Below are 22,102 nucleotides of genomic sequence, written 5' to 3' on the forward strand. Positions count from 1 at the left end.
GCCATTGCGGGAATTCCGCCGGCCGCGGCTGTGGCTGGCGTTGTGGTGGCTGGCGATCGTCACCGTCATCGTGTTGTCGCTGACGCCGCCGCCACCGATGGCGGTGCCGCGCAACTTCGACAAGGTCGAACACCTGCTCAGCTATGGGTTCCTGGCCACGGGCGCGGTGCTGCTCTTCGCGCGCTGGCGAGCGCAGCTGTGCGCGGCCACCGGGCTGGTGGCGATGGGGATCGCGCTGGAATTCGCCCAGGGCATGCTGACGCGGACGCGCATGGCCGACCCCGCCGATGCGCTGGCCAATGCCACCGGCGTGCTGCTGGGGTTGCTGCTGGCGTTCACCCCGGCGGCGCGGTGGCTGCAACGGCTGGATGCGCGCCTGCGCTAGGGCGGTCGCCGCCGGCTGCTGCGTCGCAGCAAGGGACGGCTGCGGGGTTGCCCCAGCCGGCGGGCGTGCCGGTGCGCGAGGGCACGTGAAATCGCCGTGTTCGCCGTTGGCCGGTCGTTACCGGCGTGAATAGCCGATTGGGCAAACAATCCAGACAGCTTGCGCAAACGTTAAAAATTTATGAAGCTCGGTTCAGGGCTTCAGGGGAGCCCTTTCCACTTCCAGAAAGGAACTTCCACCATGCCTCGTACCCATCGCAACCGCCTGGCGCTGGCCGTCATCGCCGCGCTCGCCACGGGCGCCGCGCTGCCCGCCTTTGCACAGGAAAACCCCCAGGCACCGGCCCAACCGGTCGAGCCGGCGGCCGCAAAGAAGCCGGTCGAACTCGACCAACTCGTCGTCACCGGTACCCGCGTGCAGGGCCGATCGCCCACGCAGTCGCTTTCACCCATCGACGTGTTCAGCCCCGCGAAGCTGGAGAAGCAGGCATCGGCCGACCTGACCGACCAGTTGGCCATCATCGCACCCTCGTTCAACACCCAGCGCTTCCCGATCGCCGACGGCACGGCCTTCATCCGCCCGGCCAGTCTGCGCAACCTGCCGCCCGACGAGACGCTGGTGCTGATCAATGGCAAGCGCCGCCACCGCTCGGCGCTGGTCAACCTGCAGGCCGAGCCGTTCGGCACCGTCAACCAGGGCTCGCAGGCTGTCGACTTCGGACAGATTCCTGCCGCCGCTATCGCGAAAGTGGAAGTACTGCGTGATGGTTCCTCGGCGCAGTACGGTTCGGACGCCATCGCCGGCGTGATCAACATCATCCTCAACGACAACGCCAAGGGCGTGCGCATCGACGGTCAGTACGGCTCGACCTTCAAGGGCGACGGCGACAAGTGGCGCAGTTCGTTCAACCTGGGCCTGCCGCTCATGGAAGACGGCTTCTTCAACATGACCGCCGAGTACTTCGAGAGCGACTTCACCTCGCGTGGCATTCCACGTGCGGATGCGGCCGTGGTGGAAGCGGCGCGTCCCGGCCAGGTGCCGTTCGAAGGCCTGGGTCAGCGCTGGGGCGACCCCAATTCCAAGGGTCTGCGGTCGTTCTTCGATGCCGAACTGCCGTTGTCCGAAAACGCCAGCCTCTATGGTTTCGGCAGCTACGGCGACTCGAAGTTCGACTCGAGCTTCTTCTACCGCACGCCAGTGGGCGTGGCGGGCATCGGCCCGCGTAGCACGCTCTGCGTGGGCTGCGGAACGACCGGCGGCACCGCAGCCGATCCGGTGGACCAGTCCATCGTCGACGCCATCCTCGCGCAGGGCCTGAATCCGGCCGACTTCCTGACCCCGTCTGCGACCAGCCCGTCCGGCTATATCGCCCTCAATCCGATCTATACCCAGTTCCCAGGCGGCTACACGCCGACCTTCGCCGCCGACATCATGGATTACGAAGGCGTGTTCGGTGCCAAGGGCAAGTTCGACAGTGGACTGCGCTGGGATGCCAGCCTGCGCCAGGGCGAGAACCGGGTCTATTACAAGCTGATCAACTCGATCAATCCGAGCCTGGGCCTCCTGAGTCCCACCAGCTTCGAGCCCGGGATCCTGACCCAGCTCGAGCGCGGCGCCAACCTCGACTTCACCTACCCCTGGCAGAACGACGCGTTCGCATCGCCGATCAACGTCGCCTTCGGTGGCGAGTGGCGCGAGGAGACCTACAAGATCGGCACCGGTGACCCGGCGTCGTACCAGGTGGGCCCCACCGCTGCCCTGTTCGGCTTCGGCTCCGATGGCTTCCAGGGCGATTCGCCGGAAGGTGCCGGCAAGTTCAGCCAGTACAGCCGCGCTGTCTACGTGGACCTCGAAGCCGACGTGACCCAGCGCTGGTCCGCGGGCGTGGCCGGTCGCTTCGAGGATTCCTCGGCGTTCGACAGCACCTTCGACTGGAAGCTGTCGTCGCGTTTCGCGGCGACCGACACGCTGGCCTTCCGCGCCACGGTCAATACCGGTTTCCGCGCGCCGACGCCGGGCCAGATCAATACGCTGGACATCACCACCACGGCCAACTCGAGTGGCGCGCTGATCCCGCAAGGTACCTTCCCGGTCAACAGCGCGGCCGCGATCGCGCTGGGTGCGCAACCGCTGACGGCGGAAGAGTCGTTCGCGTATTCGGCCGGCCTGGTTTACACCCCGACCGCCAACTTCAGCCTCACCCTCGACTACTACAACATCGAGATCGACGACCGCATCGCGCTGCGCAACTTCAGCATCACCCCCGGCTCGCCGGAAGAGGCGGCGCTGCTTGCCGCGGGCATTCCGGCGTCGGCCATTCCCGGACAGGTGTCGTACTTCACCAACGGCGTCGACACCACCACGCGCGGCGTGGACCTCGTGGCGATCTACAAGGCGGATTTCGGCAACTGGGGTACCGGCACCTTCGACGTCCGCCACAGCTGGAACAAGCAGGAGGTCGACCACGTCGACACGATTCCGGGCACCACCACGCCGATCCTCGATGCCGAACGCGTGGCCGACTTGGAAAACCAGCTACCCAACAACCGTTCGGTCCTGACCTTCGACTGGCAGTCGCCATGGAATTTCAGCGTCACCACCCGTGCCAACCGCTACGACGGCTGGGAGGACTTCACCTTCGGCGAGCAGAGCGAGTTCGGTTCGGAATGGCTGTTCGACCTGGCGGTGAGCTTCAACCTGTTCGACGACCGTGCCCACCTGACCGTGGGCGGCAACAACATCTTCGACAACTACCCGGACAAGGAGCAGAACAGCACGCTCAGGTTCCTGGGTGCCCAGTATCCGCTGTCCTCGCCGTTCGGCTTCAACGGTGGCGAGTGGTACGTGAAGTTGGGGGTCGAGTTCTGATCGAGTCCTGAAACGGACGAATCATCGGGCGGCTTCGGCCGCCCGATTTTTTTCCACACGGTCGCGGGCACCCTGGCTAGGGCTTCTTGCCCGTCGCCGCCGCGACCGCGGCGATCCGTGCCTTGCGCAGCGCCTCGCCCAGCTCCGGGCCCTGCAGTTCGCCGGGCAGGTCGGACGCGCGTACCGCCAGCGCCGCGGCATGCGCGTCGCGCAGCTGTTGCCCGGCCGGATAATCGATATCGGCAAACCCGGTGCGGCCACGCTTGTCGGCTTCGCACGCGACGGCGAGCTGGGCGATGCGGCCGGGCCGGCGAAACCCGTCGCAGCGCGCGATCAGCTCCACCACCGTGGAGGCCTTGAGCTCGCCGAAGCGATGCACATTGAGGTGTTCGCGACACGTGCACTCGGCAAGCTGGCGATGCTCCAGCGGCACCTTCAGGCGCTCGCACAACGCGCGCAGCGGGGCGAGGCCGGCGCTTTCGTGGCCGACATGCCGTGGCAGCACGTCCGCAGGCGTCAGCGCCTTGCCCAGATCGTGGGTGAGCGCGGCGAAGCCGATCAGTTCGTCGCCAGGCGCCAGGCGCGCCGCCATGTCGCAGACCAGTTCGATGTGCACGCCGGTGTCGACCTCCGGATGGTGTTCCGCGCTCTGCGGCACGCCGTACAACGCAGCGATTTCCGGCAGCACCACCGCCAGCGCATCGCAGTCGTGCAGCGTGCGCAGGAACGCGGAAGGCGTGGTGCTGGCGAGCGCGCGGCGCAACTCCTGCCACACGCGTTCGGGCGTGAGTTCGGCGAGTTCGCCGCTGGCCACCATTGCCCGCATCAGCGCCATCGTTTCCGGGGCGACGGTGAAGCCCAGGCTGGCGAACCGCGCCATGAAGCGCGCCGCGCGCAGCACGCGCAGCGGGTCTTCGCCGAAGGCGGGGCTGACGTGGCGCAGCACCATGGCTTCGATATCGCGCGCGCCGCCGTAGGGGTCGATCAGATGGCCGTCGCCATCCTGCGCGATCGCATTGATGGTGAAGTCGCGGCGCTGCAGGTCCTCCTCCAGCGTCACCGCGGGGTCGGCATGGACGACGAAGCCGCGGTAGCCGCGGCCGGATTTGCGCTCGGTGCGCGCCAGCGCGTATTCCTCGCCGGTCTGCGGATGCAGGAACACCGGGAAGTCGCGGCCCACGGCCTTGTAGCCGGCCGCTTGCATCGAAGCCTGCGTTTCGCCGACGACGACGAAATCGCGATCACCGTGGCCAAGGCCGAGCAGGCGGTCGCGGACTGCGCCGCCGACGAGGTAGGTCTTCATGCAACGAGTCTAAGCGAAGCGGGTTTGATGGCCGGGTTGCAGGGAGGGCGGTGTCGGCCAGTAGTTGCCATCGGCCGCGCGCGCGGCGCTAACCGTGCCGGGGTGTTGTGCCAGCCGCGGGCGTCAATGATGTTTCTTCTTCTTCGCAGGCTGGGCGGGCGAGGGCGCGACCGCCGGCTTGGGTGCGACCGCGAGCGGGCACACGAACTTCTTGCGCGGCCCGCCGAGGCGGCCGTGCATGCGGTCTTCCATGCCCAGGGCCGTGCCGTTGAGGCGCCAGTCGTAGAGCACGCTGAAGGCGAGCACGCGGGCGACGTAGTCGCGCGTTTCCTTGTAGCTGATCGTCTCGATCCAGAAATCCGGATCCATGCCCGGCCGCTGCGACTGCCAGCGCGCCAATGGCGTCGGACCCGCGTTGTAGCCGGCGATGGCCTGGTAGGGCTGGCCGCCGTATTTGTCGAGCAGTTGGCGCAGGTAGGCCGTGCCCAGCGTGATGTTGGTGTCCGGTTCGTACAGCGAATCGGCGCCGCCCCAGGACAGGCCGAGGTCCCTGGCCACCGCGGCGCCGGTCTCGGGCAGCAGCTGCATCAGCCCCATCGCATTGGCGCCGGACCGCGCGCGTGGATCGAACACGCTCTCGGCGCGGATCTCGCCGGCGACCCAGGCCGGATCGAGCCGGTTGCGCACGGCTTCGCGGCGGATGGTGGCGTCGTGATGCAGGGGAAAGCGCAGCTTGTACAGGCGCAGCTCGTCCGGACGCGCCTCGCCGGCGGGCGTCTTGCCCAGCGCGAAGACGGCGCGATCGAACCAGCCTTGCGACTGCGCCGCTTCCACGGCGAGGCGGCGCTGGGTGTCGTCGAAGCGGGACAACGCGTCGTCCCATTCGCGCGTCGCCCAGCCGCGACGGTCGATGCGGTACAGCCCCAGCGCTCGCACGATCGCCGGGTCGCGCGCTATGGCATTACGTTCCGCAGCGGTGCTGGTGGGCTGCCACGGACACAGGGTGTAGGACGCCTTGATGCGATCGGCGGCCAGGAAGCCGTGGAACTCGGCCTTGTTGGCGGCTTCACGGTAGAGGCGTTGCGCCGCGGCAGTGTCGCCGCTGCGTTCGGCCAGGCGCGCTTCGAAGTACTGCCAGCGCGCCTCGCTGCGCTGCTTGTCGCCCATCTTGCGGATGGCCGCGAGCGCGGCCGGCCAATCGGAGCGCGCCATCGCCTCGCGTGCGCGCCACTCGTGCAGGCGCTCGTCGTACGCGATTTCCGGCACGGCATCGAGGCGTTGCGCGGATTCGGGCTCGTAAGAAGCAGCGGTCCACAGCGCGGCCTGGTACAGCACGCGGCCACGGTCCTCCTCGGTAAAGCCGAGGGCCTGCGCGTACTGCGGCAGCTGGGCCTCGGCGATCATCGGCACCGACTTGGCCGCGCGTGCGAGGCCGTAGGAGGCCATGCGTCGGCTGCGTTCGGTCTTGGGCCAGTTCAGCGCGCGTGGGTGCAGTGACTCGATGAAGGCGGCGTAGTCGTTGGCGAGCGCGGCCTCCTCGACCGGCAGACCGCGCGCGGCGACGCGCATCACCGAGGGCTGCCATTCGGCCGCGGCCTTGTCGATGCGCTCCCAGCGCAGGTCGGGAGCCAGGCCGCCTTTCGCGGCCAGCGTTTCGAAGACGGCATCGCAGTTGGCCGGCAGCGGCTTGGCCGCATCGCGCCACAATGCCTGTGCATCGCCGACCCATTGTGCATCGTCGCGTCCCAGCGATTGCCGCGCCCGCAGCTCGGCGCAGCGCAGTTCGCTGTTGCGGCCGACGGCGGGTTTCCACGCCGCCAGCAACGCGGCCCAGTCCTCGCGGCGCGCGGTCTGCGCGACCCAGATCTCGCGGAACGCTTCGGCGGCGGCCTGGCCGTCGTAACGCGCCAGGAAAGCTTGCGCCTGCGCCGCGCTGACGGCATCGATATTGCGGCGCAGGGTGGCGTATTCGATCCAGGCGTAGAGCGGATGCGATGCGAGGTCAGCGTACTGGGATGCGTCGAAGCCGTCGCGTTCGGCGGCCTGGATAGCGATTGCCACACGCTGCAGCTGGGGATCCGCGGCCACGATGCTGGCCGCCACGGGCATGGGCGCGGCGCCGCCGGTCGAGCGCAGCGTGGAAGGGCCGGATATCAGCGGCAGGGCTCCGGCCACGACTGCCGCGAGCGTGGTGAGGAGGATGCGGGGGGACATAGCGCCCGACTATAGCCGAGCAATGTGAATGCCCAGTCGCCATGTGCGCCGCATGCACGGCGTGGTGCGCGGGCGGCTCGCCGTGCACGCTACGATCGCGGCCTTGTCCGTCGCGGGTGTGGCCATGCTGGTGTCGTTGCTGTTGTTCCTCGCGCTCGGCGCCGTGGCCGGCGTGCTCGCCGGCCTGCTCGGAGTGGGCGGTGGCCTCGTGCTCGTTGCGGCGCTGGCGTGGTTGTTGCCGAACATGGGCGTGCCGCGCGAAGCGGCGATGCATGCGGCACTGGCGAGTTCGTTGGCCAGCATCGTGCTGACCGCCGCGGCATCGGCCCGTGCCCATAACCGGCGCGGTAGCGTGCTGTGGCCAACGGTGTGCTGGATGGTGCCGGGCCTGTTGGTCGGCGGCTGGCTCGGCAGCGATGTCGCCGTGCACATCGATGGCGACGCGTTGCGCTGGATCGTCGCGGTGTACTGCGTGCTCGCCGCGGCCCAGCTGATGTTCGGCGGCACGCGTCCCGTGTCCGCGGGAGGCGACGTGGCCGCGCCCCGCGGGCTGCCGATGACCCTGGCCGGTGGCTGCATCGGCGCGGTCTCGGCCGTGGTCGGCATCGGCGGCGGCAGCATGACGGTGCCATTGCTGGTCTGGCGCGGTGTCTTCCCGGTGCGCGCGGTCGGCACCTCGTCGGCCTGCGGCGTTGCGATCGGTCTGGCCAGCGCGGTCGGCTATGCCCTGCACGCGCCCGATGGTGCGCTGCCGCAATTTGCCTGGGGCTATGTGTACCTGCCCGCCGCCGCCGGGGTGGCGGCGGCGTCCGTGCTGGCCGCCCCCTATGGGACGCGTCTCGCACACCGGCTGGATGGGCGCACGCTGAAGCGCGTTTTTGCGGGATTTCTCCTCGCGGTGGCCGCGAGCCTGGCCCTCGGCGGCTGAGCAGAGCGGCATGTTTGCCGCATCGGGCGTGACTTCTTTCCGCTTGTGGCCGCTTCACTAATTGTTTACAACTCAGGGACGCCGCCCCAGGGCCTCCCGGCGGCGCTGCTTGTCCGCTCTATCCCGCCACAGCAATTCATAAGAATTCCAGGAGAGAGAATCATGAAGTCGCTGCGCCCCCGAACCCTGGCGAAAGCCATCCAGCTGTCCCTGTTCCTGAGTCTTCCCGCGATTGCAGTGGCTCAGGATGCCCCCGCTCCCGCCCCGGCGCCGCAGAAGAGCGCCACCACCCTCGATGCGGTCACCGTTACCGGTTCGCGCATCAAGCAATCCAACCTCGTGACATCCCAGCCGGTGTTCGTGCTTGACCGGCAGAAGCTTGAACTGACCGGCCTGCAGTCGGTCGGCGATGTGCTGCAGGAACTGACCTCCAGCGGCAAGGCGCTGAACTCGAAGTTCAACTCCTCGGGCAACTTCGGCTATCCGCCGGATGGCGGCGGCATCGGCGCCGGTTCGGCGCAGGTCGACCTGCGCAACCTCGGCTCGCAGCGCGTGCTGGTCCTCGTCGACGGCATCCGCTGGGTCAACGAATCCTCGGCCTCGGGCGTCAGCGGCAGCGCCGACCTCAACACCATTCCGCTGTCGATCGTCGACCGCATCGAAGTGCTGGAAGACGGCGCCTCCGCGATCTACGGCTCCGACGCCATCGCCGGCGTGATCAACATCATCACCCGCCGCAAGTTCGATGGCGCGGAAGTCCACGCCTACTTCGGCAAGTACAACAAGGGCGGCGACACCACCGAGGCGTCGATGACCCTTGGCGGCAGCGGCGAGCGTTGGAGCGCGGTGTTCGGCGCCAGCTACAACGAACAGAAAGACATCAGCTCCGGCGAGTGGGGCCAATCGGCATTCCCGGAACCGGGCGCCGGCCTCGACGCGGGTAGCTCGGGCACGCCGCAGGGCCGCTTCCGCTTCTGCGATCACGCCACGCCTTCGGGTTCGGTCGGCTCGTGCGCCGACGGCTCGTTCTACAGCGCGACCCTCAATGACGGCACCACCACGCCGGTGTGGGACCCGACCAACGAAAACGGCGGCACCTACCACCATTTCACCGGTGCAGATCGCTTCAACTTCGCGCCGTTCAACCTGCTGCTGACGCCGAACAAGCGCAAGGCGCTGTTCACCAGCCTCAGCTACGACATCAGCGACAACACCCGGTTTCACGTGAAGGCGCTGTACAACAACCGTACGTCGACCAACCAGGCCGCTCCGGAACCGATCTTCGTCGGCCCCGACGCCGGCACCGGCGGCCTCGCGGACACCATCTCGGTTTCGGCGCTGAATCCCTACAATCCGTTCGGCATCGACCTGATCGCAGGCGACAATTTCAGCTTCATCGGCCGCCGACCGCTGGAAGTCGGCCCGCGCGTGTTCGAGCAGGATGTCGATACCTGGTACTTCAATGCCGGCCTCGACGGCGTGCTCGACTTCGGTGAGCGCAGCTACAACTGGGACGTCAACGCGGTCCACTCCGAGAACAAGGCGGACCAGGTCTTCACCAACGGCTACAACGTCGCCAAGATCCAGTTGGCGCTGGGCGATCCGGCCATCTGTGCACTGGTGCCGGGTTGCGTGCCGCTGGATATCTTCGGCGGCCAGTCCCGTCCGATGACCCAGCAGCAGATCGACTACATCCGTACCACCCAGATCGACTCGAGCAAGCAGGTGCTCGACCTGGTCCAGGCCAACATCACCGGCGACCTGTTCAATATCGGCGACCGTACCGCCGGGTTCGCCGCCGGTGCCGAGCACCGCAAGTACCGTGGCGAGTTCCTGCCGGATCCGCTGCGCCAGAGCGGCGAATCGCAGGACTCGTTCGCGGCGGCGGTTTCGGCGAACTACAAGGTCGACGAGCTCTATGCCGAGGTCAACCTGCCGTTCCTGGAAAGCCTGGAGGTCTCCGCTGCGTTGCGCTATTCCGACTACTCGACGTTCGGTAGCAAGACCACCGGCAAGCTGGGTTTCCGCTGGCAGCCGATCGAGGACCTGGTGGTGCGCGGCACCTACTCGCAGGGCTTCCGCGCGCCGAACCTGGGCGAGTTGTACGGCCTGACCCAGTTCGGTGCCACCCTCACCGATCCCTGCGGCCCGACCGGTGCGCCGGTGGTCGATACCACCAACGGCATCTCGCCCGGCCTTGAACAGGCTTGCGTGAACGCGGGCGTGCCCAATGGCTTCGAGCAGGCCAATACCCAGATCATCACCTTCACCGGTGGTAATCCGGACCTGCAGCCGGAAGAGTCCGACAGCTACACCTTCGGCGCGGTCTACAGCCCGGCCTGGGGTGTGGACCAGTCGTGGTCGCGCAAGCTCGATTTCGAGGTCAGCTACTACAAGCACAAGATCGATGGCGCGATCCAGGCTGCCGATATCCAGTCGCTGCTCAACAAGTGCTACATCGAGCAGGGCGGTACCGGACCGGCGTGCGCACCGTTCAGCCGTAACAACACCAGCAACCTGTTCCCGCCGCAGAACCGCCTGGAGAACCTCGGCAGCATCAAGACCGACGGCGTCGACCTCAAGGGCAACTGGATCAGCCCGGACTGGAACTGGGGCCACGTGAGCGCTTCGGTGCAGTCGACCTGGATCAACGAGTACAAGGCCGTGGACGCCGATGGCAACGTTGCCACCCGCGCGGTCGGCATCGAGGTCAACGACAGCGCCATCCCGGAATGGCAGACCAACATGCAGCTGGGCTGGGGCATGGGCGACTTCGACGTGAACTGGACGGTCCGCTACATCAGTTCGGTGAAGGAAGACTGCACCTCCGCGACCATCGCGGAAGTGCCGGGCTGCCTCAATCCGGAGCAGGAAAATACCCTGGGCTCGACCACGTACCACGACCTGCAGGCCAGCTGGAAGCACGCGTTCACGGTTGAGGGCCTCGATCTGACCCTCGGTGTGAACAACATCTTCGGGAAGGAACCGCCGGTGTGCGTGACCTGTTCGCTCAATGGTTACGACGCGGGTACCTACGACCTGCCGTGGGCGTTCTGGTACGTCAGCGCCAATTACCGGTTCTGATTACCTGTCCTGATCGGACGTAGTTGAGCAAGGCCAAGCGGCCGCTGGTTCACCAGCGGCCGCTTTCTTTTTGCATATGCAGAAAGTGCAGCGCGCACGTCGCGCCCCGCGACCATGCGCTCAGCCGCGGATGGCTCCCATCGGGACATCCAGCTCCAGCGACAACGCCAGGTGATCCGACTGCGCGGCCGGCAGCGCGCGGGCGTGGTGGTGCGTAAGGCCATCGCCCAGCAGGATGTGGTCGATCGCGCGCTGCGGGCTCCAGCTGGGGAACGTGGGCACCGCGTGTTGTGGCGGCTGCAGGCGGGTGCGGCGGAACAGGGCCGCCATCTCCGGCCGGTCGACGTCGCAGTTGAAGTCACCCATCAGCACGGCATGGGGATGGTCGTGCAGCAATTCGGCGATGAAGGCGAGCTGCGAAGCGCGCGACTGCGCGCCCAGCGAAAGATGCGCGACCGCGATGGTGAGCGAGGCCTTGTCGTCGCCGAAGCGCGCCAGCAATACCCCGCGGCCGGCGATGCGGCCGGGCAGGGCGTGGTCGATGACCTCGACCGGTTCCAGCTTGCTCAGCAGGCCATTGGCGCTGGAGGCGACGCCACCGACACGACGGTTGGGCTGGTGGCTCCAGTAGTGGAAGCCGCCACGCTGGGCCAGGTAATGCGTCTGGTTGGTGAACCCCGAGCGCAGGCTGCCGGGGTCGCTCTCGTTGAGGCCGACGATGTCGTGTTTGCCGGCCAGTTGCGCGATGGTGTCCAGGCTCAGGCGCTTGCCCATCGGCAGCACGTGCGACCAGCTGCGGGTGGCGTAGTCGCTGTAGCGACGCGTGCTCGAGCCGGCCTGGATGTTGGCGCTCAGCAGTTTCAGGCGGCGATGGCCCGTGGGCTTGTCCATGCTCATCGCCGCATGCGGGTCCGGGCTCAGCCGCCGCGGGCCGCGCGCTCCTTCGCGAGCAGGTGCGTGGTGATGCGCAGCATGTCTTCCATGGTCTTGCCGGTCACGCGGTACTTGCCGTCGACGATGATGCTGGGGCTGCCCTCGACTCCTGTCTGCTCGACGAACTGGGCGGCATGTTTCAGCTGGGCATCGGTCCGGGCGCTCGTCATGGCGCTGGCGAACTGCGTCGGGTCGACGCCGAACCGGCCATAGAAGGCGGCGATCGACGCCGGCGTGGCCTTGCCCGGATCGATCGTCTGATCGACATGGATGGCGCGGAACATCGCTTCGTGGGTCTTCACCCGCACACCCATCGCCTCGGCCGCGTAGAAGGCCCGCGCGAACGGTTCGGGGTTGGCGCCGAAGAAGGCGGCCACCGGCGTGAACTTCACGTCCGCGGGCTGGCGCGCGCGCCACTCGCGCACGAGCTCTTCGAAGTGCGCGCAGTGCGGGCAGGTGTAGCTGAAGGCCTCCGCCACTTCGATCCGGCCATTGCCGGGTTCAAAGGGCTTGCCGCCGGCTATCGCGACGTAATCGATGCCAGCCACCGGCGCCGGGCCGACCGGGACGTCCGGCGTCGCGGCCGGTGCAGGCTCCGCGGCGGTTTCGACGACCGCCGCCGCCGGAGTGGTCGCCACCGCGGGCGTGGCGAGCTCGGCGGGCGCCTCGGGTTGCGGCTTGCAGGCGGCCAACGGCAGCAGGACGGACAACAGCAGGGCCGGGCGCAGGATCATCGGAACATCTCCGGGGAACGGGTCAGGTCGGCATCGCCTGGAAGCGAGCCGCAAGGATAGCGAGCGCCAACGGGCGGGGGTGTGTGGACGCGATCAGCCGCTTGCGCGGCGTGGTTCAGCGCCGCGACTTGGCCGCGGCACGTTCCCGCGCCACCAGCTGGTCGACCACGCGCAGGACGTCGGCATGCGTCGGCGCGATTACCCGGTACTTGCCGGCGACGATCATCGTCGGCGTGCCCTCCACGCCGTTGCGCTGGACGAAGACTCCCGCCTGCTGCATTGCCGCTTCGACGGCAGGGCCGTTGAGGGTGGCGACGAAACGCGCCGCCGGCACGCCGAACTGAGCATAGAACGCCGCCAGCTCGTCATCGGTCGGATTGCGCGGCAAGGTGCCGTCCTCATGCACGGCTCGGAATACCGCCTCATGCGAGCGATCGGCGACCCCCAGCGTCTTGGCCGCGAAATAGGCGCGGGCGAAAGCCGTCCAATAGCCGCCGAAGGGCGCGGGGACGGGGGTGAACTTCACGTCCTTGGGCTGTTTGGCCTTCCATGCCTGCACCTCCGGCTCGAAGTGGGCGCAGTGGGGGCAGGTGTAGCCGAAGACTTCGGCCACCTCGATACGGCCGGCCACGGGTTCGAACGCCACGCCGTCCGCGATCACTTCGTAATCGGTGCCCTCGACCGGTGCGGCGGGCGGGGCGGCAAGGACGCTGACCGGAAGCAGCAGCGCAAGCAGGAGGCTCAGACGGAAGGTCATGGGGAGGCGGGCTTGGTATGCGAAGGGTTGAAATGAAAATGGTGGAAATGAAAACGCCGACCGTGGCAGCACGGTCGGCGTATTGAACAACAGCGTGGTCGATCGTGACCGTGCGCCGGTAGTGAAGTTCAGTGCTCGGTTCAGTGAGCGGCGGCAGGCGCCGCTTCCGCCATCGCCTCGGCGGCGCGCGGGTGCAGGCCCTGCACGTAGGTCGACAGCGAGCCGATTTCCTCGTCGGTCAGCTTGCCGGCGACGGTGGCCATCACCTTGAACAGGTGCGCATCCTTCTGCGTGGTGGTGCCGGCGCGGTATTCCTCGAGGCGACGCTGCACGTAGGCGGCTTGCTGGCCGGCGACGGCCGGATAGGCCGGGCCCGGGTTGCCGGCGCCGACCGGACCGTGGCAGGCCATGCACGCCGGGATGCCGCGGGCCTTGTCGCCGCTGCGGAACAGCTGCTCGCCGACTTCGTAGAACTTCTTGTCCTTGTTCGGACCGCTGGCGATCACGGTGTCGTCAGCGACGCCGGCACCGGCCTTCTGGGTGGCGAAGTAGGCGCCCAGGTCGCGGGCGTCCTGCGCGGTCAGCGCGTCGGCGAACGGCTTCATCACCGCGGCCATGCCGGTGTTGCGTTCGCCGCTCTTGAGCAGCGCGATCTGGTGGGCGATGTAACGCTCCGGCATGCCGGCCAGGCGCGGGTACTGCGGATCGGTCGGGTTGCCGTCGAGGCCGTGGCAGGCCGCGCAGGTGCCGGCCTTGGCGGCACCGGCCTTCACGTCGCCCCAGGTCGCCGGCTTCTCGACCAGCGGCGCGGTCTGCACGGGTGCGTTGTCCGGCACCGGGGTGACCGTGGCTTGGGCGAAGGCAACGGCGGCGGCTGCGAGTGCAGCGAAACCGACGAGGCCGAGGACGCGGGCGTGGCGCATGAGCTGGGCTCCGGAAATGCTTGAGGGACGCCCGGATGCGGGCGTCGAAACCGCGAAATTATCGTTGCCGGCCGCGGGACGGTCAAACCCGAAGAGCTCGGAGCACCCGCCCGCGCCAATCCAGTGGGTCAGCTGTGCCGGTCCGGTCGGCCGATCACAGCGGGAAGCGCCGACGCCTTGCCATCCTCGGCCGCGCGCGCCGCATCACCCATGCCGGCTCATTGGGTCACTCGCGGGCGGCCGCGTGCGATCCTGTACCGCATGGCCACTGTTCCCAACCATTTCGCCCGCGCCCGATACCTGCTCGCGGCGCACAACCCACGCCAGTTGCCTGCCGACGGTGGCCTCGAGGTCGCCTTTGCCGGCCGCTCCAATGCCGGCAAGTCCAGCGCGCTCAATGCGATCTGCCAGCAGAACGCGCTCGCGCGGGTGTCCAAGACCCCGGGCCGGACCCAGCAGCTGGTGTTTTTTGATTTCACGCCGACCGCAAGCAATCCAGCCACCGAGAAGTACCTGGTCGACCTGCCCGGCTACGGGTACGCCAAGGTCCCGCAGGAGCTGCAGGCGCACTGGCAGGCCTTCATCGAGAGCTATTTCGCGACCCGCCAGGCCCTGCGCGGGCTGGTCGTGGTGATGGATATCCGCCACCCGCTCAAGGACTACGACCGGCAGATGCTCGGTTACGCCGTGCGTCGCGACCTCCCCGCGCACGTGCTGCTCACCAAGGCCGACAAGCTCAGCCGTGGCGCAGCCGGAAACACCCTGCAGGCCGTGCGGATGGAACTGTCGCGCGCCTACGGCGACACGGTGAGCGTGCAGACGTTCTCGGGCGAATCTAAGCAGGGCGTGGACGAGGCGCGCGCCGTGGTCGCGCGCTGGCTGGAGCTGTAGCCGCCCATACGCTCCATCCAACCGCGATCATTTACTTCCAGTCTGGGGCCTTCCACTTGAATCGTCCGAACCGACTTCTGCTGCCGGGTCTCCTGCTTGTGCCGACCCTTGTGGCGGCCACTCCGCTGGCCGCGCCTGAGCGTGCAGCCGGGACCGTTACCAGCGCGCCGCCAACGGCGCCTGCCCAGGCCGAGAACGCCGCCCAGGCGCAGGCCGACGACGCCCTGTTGGTCGAACCAGTGCGCCTGCTGCAGGCTGGCCAGCCCGAAGCGGCGCTGCCCCTGCTCGACGCCGCACTCGCACAGTTTCAGGTGCGCTACGGCAACGGCCCTACGCGCTGGTACGCCGCCCGCGACTCAGGAGAGCAACTCGCCTATCTGGTGCTTGCCGCCACTGACATGGATGCTGGTAGGGCAAACAAAGCCAACGCCAAGATCCTGCCATCCGATGCCTGGCCACTGGCTCATTACCTGAAGGGCTATGCCTTGGTCGAACGCGGCAGGCTGACTGAAGCCAAGGCCGAACTCGAGCAAGCCATTGCGATATCGCCTTACAACAGCGCGTACTTGTCGGAATTGGCGGCCGTGCAGCAAGGCCTTAAAGATTGGCCCGGCATGTTGGGTAGCGCGATCGCGGCCGAAGATGCCGTGGCGTTCTCGCCGGAAGCCGAGCGCAAGAGTTCGTTGGGCCGCGCGCGACGCATGTACGGGTTCGCACTGATCGAACTGGGTCGCCTCGATGACGCAGAGGCCAAATTCCGCGCGTGCCTCGAGCTGGACCGCGACGACAAGCTGGCTCAGAACGAACTCGCCTACATCGCACAACTTCGCCAGAAGGCGGCACCGGCAACAGGCGACGTACCGGCGAACAGATAGCCGGCGAGCCGCCTCATGCGCGCGACGACATCAGTCGATCTCGATGATCGTCGCCGACTTGCCCGCCAATGGCAGCGCTGCATCCAGCATGATGGGCTTGCCGGTGAGGGCATCGTGCCCGCGGCTGCCGGCAGGGATGAAATCGGCGAAACGGCCCAGCGCCAATGACGTAGTGCCGGGATTCCTGTTCAGCGCCACCATCACGGTGTCCCGGCCGTCGTAACGGAAATACACATAGACGCCATCGGCCGGGGCGAAGTGCTGCAACTTGCCGTGCTGCACGGCCGGCGAGCGTTTGCGCCAGTTGAACAGCGCGCGCACGTATTGCTGTGCGTCGCGCTGCGCCGGCGACAGGCCCTTGCCGGTGAAGGCGTTGCCGGCATCGCCGGCCCAACCCCCGGGCATGTCGGCGCGCAGCTCGCCGTCGTTGCGTTCGCGCGGACCCTGCACCAGCACTTCCGAGCCGTAATAGAACTGCGGCGTCCCGCGCACCGTGGCGACATAGGCCATCGCCAGCTTCCACAGCGCGACATCGCCGCCGAGGTGGGCGAGCATGCGCGCGGAGTCATGGTTCTCGGCGAACACCACCAGCCGGCCCGGATCCGGATACAGGAAATCGTTGGCCAGCATTTCGTACAGCCCGATCCAGCCGCTGTCCCATCCCTCCGGCTGCGCCAGCGCGGTACGCAAGGCGATCTGCAGTGGGAAATCCATCATGCTCGGCATGTACGGCACGTGGCCGTCCGGATTGACCTTGCCGCGTTGCCAGTGCGCGACGATCGCCGGGTTCGCGCTCCATTCCTCGCCGACCATCGCGAAGTCCGGGTACTCGTCCATCACCGCGCGACCCCACGCACTGAGGAAGGCGGTGTCGGCGTAGCCGAAGGTGTCCTCGCGGATGCCGGTCAGCCCCGCGTATTCGATCCACCACAGCGTGTTCTGGATCAGGTAGGTGGCAAGGTGCGGGTTGCGCTGGTTGAGGTCGGGCATCGACTTGACGAACCAGCCTTCGACGAACAGCGCCTTGTCCTCCGGCGCCGCATGGGGATCCTGCACGGTGGTGCGGCGATTGTTGGTTCCGACGTAGCCGTCGGTGCGGTTGAACCAGTCCGGCGCCGGCGGGTCGACCATCCACCAATGGTGGTCGCCGACGTGATTGAGCACCACGTCCATGATCAGGCCCAGGCCATGCCCGCGCGCCTCGCGCGACAGCGCGCGGTAGTCCTCGTTGCTGCCGAATCGCGGATCGGTGCGGTACAGGTCGGTGATCGCGTAGCCGTGGTAGGAGTACCCGGGCTGGTTGTTCTCCAGCAGCGGCGTCGGCCACAACTGGGTGAAGCCCATGCCGGCGATGTAATCCAGGTGCCGGCGGATGCCGGCGATGTCGCCGCCGTGGCGGCCGTTGGCATCGGTGCGGTTGGCGCGCTCCACCATGCCCGCGACGCTGTCGTTGCCCGGCTCGGCGTTGGCGAAGCGGTCCGGGGTGACGAGGTAGATCGCGTCGGCGGCATCGAAGCCATGGCGCTGCGCCGAACCGGCTTCGCGCGCGTCCAGTCGCCAGGGATGCCGCAACGCGACCTTCGCGCCGTCAAGGAACTCGATCTGCAACGCACCGGGTTTCGCGTCGGCAGCAATGGCCAGGGTGACGAAGAGGTAATTGGGGTTCCCGGTCTTTTCCACGCCGGTGATAGACACGCCGGGATGCGTCAGTCGCGGGATGAGCATCGCGATGCCGTCGCCGTGCACCATCAGCTCGACGCGATCGTGCTTCATCCCGATCCACCAGCTGGCGGGTTCGAGGTGGTCGATGGCGAATTCGCGCGCACTCGCGGCGGTACTGAACAACAACGCCAGGCACAGCGTGACCAGCAGCCTCATGCGCGATTCCCGCGGGGAAGCGCCGGATTGGCGCAAACCGATTCTAGGGGCGCGCGCTGCGTCCGCCCCGCGAGGCCGCGGCATTGCAAACGTAATCATCGGCCACGCGCACGTGTCTCGTCGGATTTCGCCTCAGTCCGCGGTGTCCAGGCGCGGATCCAGCCAGCCGCGCACGGCATCCACCAGCGTGTTGATCAGCACGATCAGCGCGCCCACCACCAGCACCACGCCCAGCACCAGGGTGTAGTCGCGATTGAGCGCGCCCTGCACGAAGTAGCGGCCCATGCCGGGGATGCCGAAGACCTGTTCGACCACGGCCGAGCCGGTGACGACGTTGATCAGCGCCGGCGACAGCCACGCCACCACCGGCAGCAGCGCCGGCTTCAGTGCATGCGCGAACAACAGGCGTGCTTCGGACAGGCCGCGCGCACGCGCGGCGCGCAGGTAGTCCGCGGACAGCGTTTCCAGCATCGAGGCGCGGGTGAGCCGCGCGCAGTAGGCGAGGTTGGGCAGCGCCAGCGCGACCACCGGCAGCACGATGTTCTTCCATTCGCCCCAGCCGCCGGCCGGCAGCCAGTGCAGCGTCACCGCGAACAACAGCACGAGCAGCGGCGCGGCGACGAACTTGGGCACCGCCAGGCCGAGCCCGGCGACGAACATCAGCCCGCGATCGAGCCAGCGCCCTGCATGCAGCGCCGACCAGATGCCCAGTGGAATGCCCAATGCCAGCGCCAGCAGCAGGGCGAGCCCGCCGTTGAGCGCGGACACCGGCAACGCACTCGCGACCAGCTGGTTGACGCTGTAGTCGGGATACTGGAACGACGGGCCGAGATCGCCGCGCGCGACATCGCCCAGCCACGCGCCGTACTGCGCGGGCAGCGGCCGATCGAGCCGGTACTGCGTGGCGAGTGCGGCCTGCACTTCCGGGGGCGCGGCCTTCTCGCTGTCGAACGGGCCACCCGGCGCGGCGCGCAGCAACACGAAGCACAGCGTCGCCAGCAGCCACAGGGTGATGAGCGCTTCCAGGCAGCCCGCGGCGAAGCGCTTCAAGGCGCCACTCCCAGCGACAGCCAGCGGCTCGCATGCCGGTCCAGCGCATTCGCCTCGAAGCCGCGCACCTGCGCGCTGACGAGATGCTTGGAGGTGTAGAAGTACAGCGGCACCACGGCATCGGCATTCAACAGCCGCTGCTCGGCCGCGCGCAGCCAGGCATTGCGCGCGGCTTCGGTAGTCGCGGCATCCGACTTCGCCAGCCGTTCGCGGAAACCCGCATCGTCATAGCCGGGCCAGTTCAGCGGCCCGTCGCTGCCGAACGCGGCGAGGAAGTTGCGCGCGTCCGGCACGTCCGCGATCCAGCCGCCGCGGAACACCTGGGTGATCACGCGCTGCTTGCGGTTGCCGACGAACACCTTCCATTCCTCGTTGCGCAGCCGCACCCGCGCGCCCAGCACGTCGCGCCACATCGCCGCGACGGCCAATGCCATGCGCCGGTGCGGCGTGGAAGTGTTGTAGCGCAGCTCGATCTCCAGCGGATGCCGAGCCGAATAGCCGGCGGCGCGATACAAGGCTTGGGCCTGCGCTTCGCGCTGCGGTTGCGACAGCGTTGCCCACGTCGTCGACGCGGGCGTGTAACCCGCGATGCGCGGCGGCACGATCCCGTACGCGGGCTGTTCGCCGAGGCCAGTGATGTAGCGGGTGAGCTTGTCGCGATCCACCGCCAGCGCCAGTGCACGGCGCAGTGCCGGGTTGTCGCGCAGCGGTGGCCGGGTCAGGTTCATGCCGAGCCAGAACGCGCCGATGTACGGGGAGATCCGCAGCTGCGGGCCGAAGCGCGTGCGCAATGCCTCCAGGGGTTGCGGCGGGACCACCTCGGTGACGTGCAGGTCGCCCGCGGCGAAGCGCTGCAGCTCCGCGGCGGCATCCTCGGTGACATGGAAACGCACGCGCTTGATCGCCACGTCGCCCGCGCCATGGAAGTACGCGTTGCGTTCGACCACCAGGTTTGCCTGCGGCGTCCACGCCGCCAGCCGGTACGCGCCGTTCGACACCAGCCGCCCCGGGCGCGTGTGTTGCGCGCCGTACTGCTCCACCGCGGGCAGGTACACCGGGAATGCGATCGGCAGGGTCAACAGCGCCGGCAGCGGTGCGCTGCGGTCCAGGGTGAACACCACCGTGCGTGCGTCCAGCGCGGCAACGCCGAGCGATGCCGGCGGCAGCTCGCCGGCCTGGACGGCGCGGGCACCGTGCAACGCATCGAACAGTTCGCCGAACGGCGCCGCGGTCGCCGGGGCGAAGGCGCGGCGGAAGCTGGCGACGACCTGCGCTGCATCCAGGGGTTCGCCGTTGCTCCAGCGCAGGCCCGGGCGCAGGGTGAAGGTCCACAGGCGGCCATCGCGCGACACCGCCCAGCGCTCCGCCATGCCGGGGATCAGCCGGCCACGCGCATCCTCGGTCACCAGGCCTTCGTACAGATCCCGCAGCACGTTGCCGCAGGCGACTTCCTGGCAGCGATGCGCATCGAGCGTGGCGGGTTCGGGGCCGTTGCCCCTTTCCAGTTGCACGTCCAGTTGCACGGGGGGCGAGGCGAACGCAGCGCTGGAACACAGCCACAGCAGCAGGGCGGGCAATCGCGTCATGGGGCCGGGCTATGCTTCATCGATTGCGATGTTAGGGCAGCGGCCCCATATCGTGTTCGTCGAAGCGTCCCACGTCTCCAGGAAGAGCGGCCCCATGTCGAGCCCCAGCAACGTCGCCGAATCACCGATCACGGACCACCGCGAACTGGTCGAGTACCTCGCCAGTGGCAGCCGGCCACGTGAGGACTGGCGCATCGGCACCGAGCACGAGAAGTTCGGTTTCCGCCTCGACGACCTGCGGCCACCGACCTTCGACGGCGAGCGCGGCATCGAGGCGCTGCTCACCGGCCTGACCCGATTCGGCTGGGCGCCTGTGGACGAGCACGGCCGCACCATCGCGCTGCTCAAGGGCGGCGCGTCGGTCACGCTGGAGCCGGCCGGCCAGCTCGAGCTCTCCGGCGCGCCGCTGGAAAACATCCACCAGACCTGCATGGAAGTCGGCAGCCACCTCAAGGAGGTGAAAGCCGTCGCCGACGAACTGCAGCTGGGCTTCCTCGGCATGGGCTTCCAGCCCAAGTGGCGCCGCGACGAGATGCCGTGGATGCCCAAGGGCCGCTACAAGATCATGCGCGAGTACATGCCCAAGCGCGGCGATCTCGGCCTGGACATGATGACCCGCACCTGCACGGTGCAGGTCAACCTCGACTTCAGCAGTGAAGCCGACATGGTGAAGAAGTTCCGCGTGTCGCTGGCGCTGCAGCCCATCGCCACCGCGCTGTTCGCCGATTCGCCGTTTACCGAAGGCAAGCCCAACGGCTACCTCTCGTACCGCTCGCACATCTGGACCGACACCGATCCGGACCGCACCGGCATGCTCGACTTCGTGTTCGAGGACGGCTTCGGTTTCGAGCGCTACGTCGACTACCTGCTCGACGTGCCGATGTATTTCTCCTACCGCGATGGCGAGTACGTGGACGCCAGCGGCAAGTCGTTCCGCAAGTTCCTGCGCGGCGAGCTCGACGTGCTGCCCGGCGCGCTGCCGACCCTGCGCGACTGGTCCGACCACATGACCACTGCCTTCCCGGAAGTGCGCCTGAAGAAGTACCTGGAGATGCGCGGCGCCGACGGCGGTCCGTGGAATCGCCTGTGCGCGCTGCCGGCGTTCTGGGTCGGCCTGCTCTACGACGATGCCGCGCTCGATGCCGCATGGGACCTGGTCAAGGACTTCAGCCTCGCCGAGCGCAATGCACTGCGCGATGGCGTGCCGAAGCATGCATTGAAACTGCCGTTCCGTGGTGGCAGCGTGCGCGACCTCGCGCTGGAGGCGTTGAAGATCGCGGTCGGCGGCCTGCAGCGCCGCGCGCGCCTGAACAGCCAGGGCACCGACGAAAGCCGTTTCCTCGAACCGCTGATCGAGTTCGCCGAGGCCAACGAAACCCCGGCCGAGCGCAAGCTCGCGATGTTCCATGGCGAGTGGGACGGCAACATCGACCGCGTGTTCCGCGAGTTCGCCTACTAGATGTATTTCCCCTCTCCCCGCATGCGGGGAGAGGACGCCGAAGGCGGGTGAGGGGCGGCGAGCGTAGCGAGCCGTGCTCTTGCTGTTGATCCGCTTCAATCAACCAAGCAGCTCGCTGCGCTCGCCTCCCCTCTCACCCCAAGGGTGCTTCCTTCGGGGCGTCTGCCCTTCGGGCATCTTCTCCCCGCAGGCGGGGAGAAGAGGGAGAACGATCGTTTCAACCAAAATCATGCT

16 protein-coding genes are annotated in these 22,102 nt (G+C 67.8%); 7 read left to right on the forward strand and 9 right to left on the reverse strand.

Going from position 1 to position 22,102, the window contains the following annotated elements; translation table 11 throughout:
• Positions 1–4 precede the first annotated feature (4 nt).
• Together ACXJJ9_RS07800 and ACXJJ9_RS07805 are read left to right on the forward strand one after the other, a co-directional pair.
• The gene (locus ACXJJ9_RS07800; RefSeq protein WP_457096642.1) at positions 5–385 is read left to right on the forward strand and encodes a VanZ family protein; all 381 of its coding nucleotides are present in this window, start codon (positions 5–7) and stop codon (positions 383–385) included.
• A 240-nt stretch (positions 386–625) separates the two neighbouring features.
• Positions 626–3,253, forward strand: a complete 2,628-nt coding sequence (locus ACXJJ9_RS07805; RefSeq protein ID WP_457096643.1) for a TonB-dependent receptor plug domain-containing protein — start codon at positions 626–628, stop codon at positions 3,251–3,253.
• A gap of 76 nt (positions 3,254–3,329) precedes the next feature.
• On the opposite strand, the gene ACXJJ9_RS07810 is transcribed toward ACXJJ9_RS07805, so the two are convergent.
• On the reverse strand, positions 3,330–4,556 hold the full coding sequence (locus ACXJJ9_RS07810; protein ID WP_457096644.1) for a multifunctional CCA addition/repair protein: 1,227 nt from the start codon (positions 4,554–4,556) through the stop codon (positions 3,330–3,332).
• A gap of 123 nt (positions 4,557–4,679) precedes the next feature.
• Positions 4,680–6,665 carry a transglycosylase SLT domain-containing protein gene (locus ACXJJ9_RS07815; protein WP_457096937.1) on the reverse strand — a complete coding sequence of 662 codons (1,986 nt, stop codon included), beginning with the start codon at positions 6,663–6,665 and terminating at the stop codon, positions 4,680–4,682.
• 133 nt (positions 6,666–6,798) lie between these two features.
• Here ACXJJ9_RS07815 and ACXJJ9_RS07820 point away from each other — a divergent pair, with 133 nt between their 5' ends.
• Together ACXJJ9_RS07820 and ACXJJ9_RS07825 are read left to right on the forward strand one after the other, a co-directional pair.
• Positions 6,799–7,698: a sulfite exporter TauE/SafE family protein gene (locus tag ACXJJ9_RS07820; RefSeq protein ID WP_457096645.1), complete on the forward strand. Its 900-nt coding sequence runs from the start codon at positions 6,799–6,801 to the stop codon at positions 7,696–7,698.
• Between the two features lie 159 nt (positions 7,699–7,857).
• Positions 7,858–10,782, forward strand: a complete 2,925-nt coding sequence (locus ACXJJ9_RS07825) for a TonB-dependent receptor (protein ID WP_457096938.1) — start codon at positions 7,858–7,860, stop codon at positions 10,780–10,782.
• A 120-nt stretch (positions 10,783–10,902) separates the two neighbouring features.
• Here ACXJJ9_RS07825 and ACXJJ9_RS07830 read toward each other — a convergent pair whose 3' ends face one another.
• The 4 genes from ACXJJ9_RS07830 to ACXJJ9_RS07845 form a co-directional block, all read right to left on the reverse strand.
• On the reverse strand, positions 10,903–11,679 hold the full coding sequence (locus tag ACXJJ9_RS07830; RefSeq protein WP_457096646.1) for an endonuclease/exonuclease/phosphatase family protein: 777 nt from the start codon (positions 11,677–11,679) through the stop codon (positions 10,903–10,905).
• Between the two features lie 20 nt (positions 11,680–11,699).
• Positions 11,700–12,449 (reverse strand): thiol:disulfide interchange protein DsbA/DsbL, encoded by a 750-nt coding sequence (locus ACXJJ9_RS07835; RefSeq protein WP_457096647.1) that lies wholly within the window; start codon positions 12,447–12,449, stop codon positions 11,700–11,702.
• A gap of 115 nt (positions 12,450–12,564) precedes the next feature.
• On the reverse strand, positions 12,565–13,206 hold the full coding sequence (locus ACXJJ9_RS07840; protein WP_457096648.1) for a thiol:disulfide interchange protein DsbA/DsbL: 642 nt from the start codon (positions 13,204–13,206) through the stop codon (positions 12,565–12,567).
• 140 nt (positions 13,207–13,346) lie between these two features.
• The gene (locus ACXJJ9_RS07845; RefSeq protein WP_457096649.1) at positions 13,347–14,129 is read right to left on the reverse strand and encodes a c-type cytochrome; all 783 of its coding nucleotides are present in this window, start codon (positions 14,127–14,129) and stop codon (positions 13,347–13,349) included.
• Between the two features lie 261 nt (positions 14,130–14,390).
• Between ACXJJ9_RS07845 and yihA the strand changes: the two genes are divergently transcribed.
• Together yihA and ACXJJ9_RS07855 are read left to right on the forward strand one after the other, a co-directional pair.
• Positions 14,391–15,020 (forward strand): ribosome biogenesis GTP-binding protein YihA/YsxC, encoded by a 630-nt coding sequence (yihA, locus tag ACXJJ9_RS07850; protein ID WP_457096650.1) that lies wholly within the window; start codon positions 14,391–14,393, stop codon positions 15,018–15,020.
• A gap of 239 nt (positions 15,021–15,259) precedes the next feature.
• The gene (locus tag ACXJJ9_RS07855; RefSeq protein WP_457096651.1) at positions 15,260–15,895 is read left to right on the forward strand and encodes a tetratricopeptide repeat protein; all 636 of its coding nucleotides are present in this window, start codon (positions 15,260–15,262) and stop codon (positions 15,893–15,895) included.
• Between the two features lie 30 nt (positions 15,896–15,925).
• On the opposite strand, the gene ACXJJ9_RS07860 is transcribed toward ACXJJ9_RS07855, so the two are convergent.
• The 3 genes from ACXJJ9_RS07860 to ACXJJ9_RS07870 all read right to left on the reverse strand — a co-directional run bounded on the left by ACXJJ9_RS07860 (position 15,926) and on the right by ACXJJ9_RS07870 (position 20,409).
• Positions 15,926–17,773: a glycoside hydrolase family 13 protein gene (locus ACXJJ9_RS07860; RefSeq protein ID WP_457096652.1), complete on the reverse strand. Its 1,848-nt coding sequence runs from the start codon at positions 17,771–17,773 to the stop codon at positions 15,926–15,928.
• 132 nt (positions 17,774–17,905) lie between these two features.
• The gene (locus ACXJJ9_RS07865; RefSeq protein ID WP_457096653.1) at positions 17,906–18,823 is read right to left on the reverse strand and encodes an ABC transporter permease subunit; all 918 of its coding nucleotides are present in this window, start codon (positions 18,821–18,823) and stop codon (positions 17,906–17,908) included.
• A complete protein-coding gene (locus ACXJJ9_RS07870; protein ID WP_457096654.1) occupies positions 18,820–20,409 on the reverse strand; it encodes a peptide ABC transporter substrate-binding protein in 1,590 nt (529 codons plus the stop codon). The genes ACXJJ9_RS07865 and ACXJJ9_RS07870 overlap by 4 nt, the downstream gene beginning before the upstream one ends.
• Positions 20,410–20,503: 94 nt before the next feature.
• Here ACXJJ9_RS07870 and ACXJJ9_RS07875 point away from each other — a divergent pair, with 94 nt between their 5' ends.
• Positions 20,504–21,868: a glutamate--cysteine ligase gene (locus ACXJJ9_RS07875; protein WP_457096655.1), complete on the forward strand. Its 1,365-nt coding sequence runs from the start codon at positions 20,504–20,506 to the stop codon at positions 21,866–21,868.
• Positions 21,869–22,102 lie beyond the last annotated feature (234 nt).

Source organism: Lysobacter sp. P5_B9 (genome assembly GCF_054049835.1).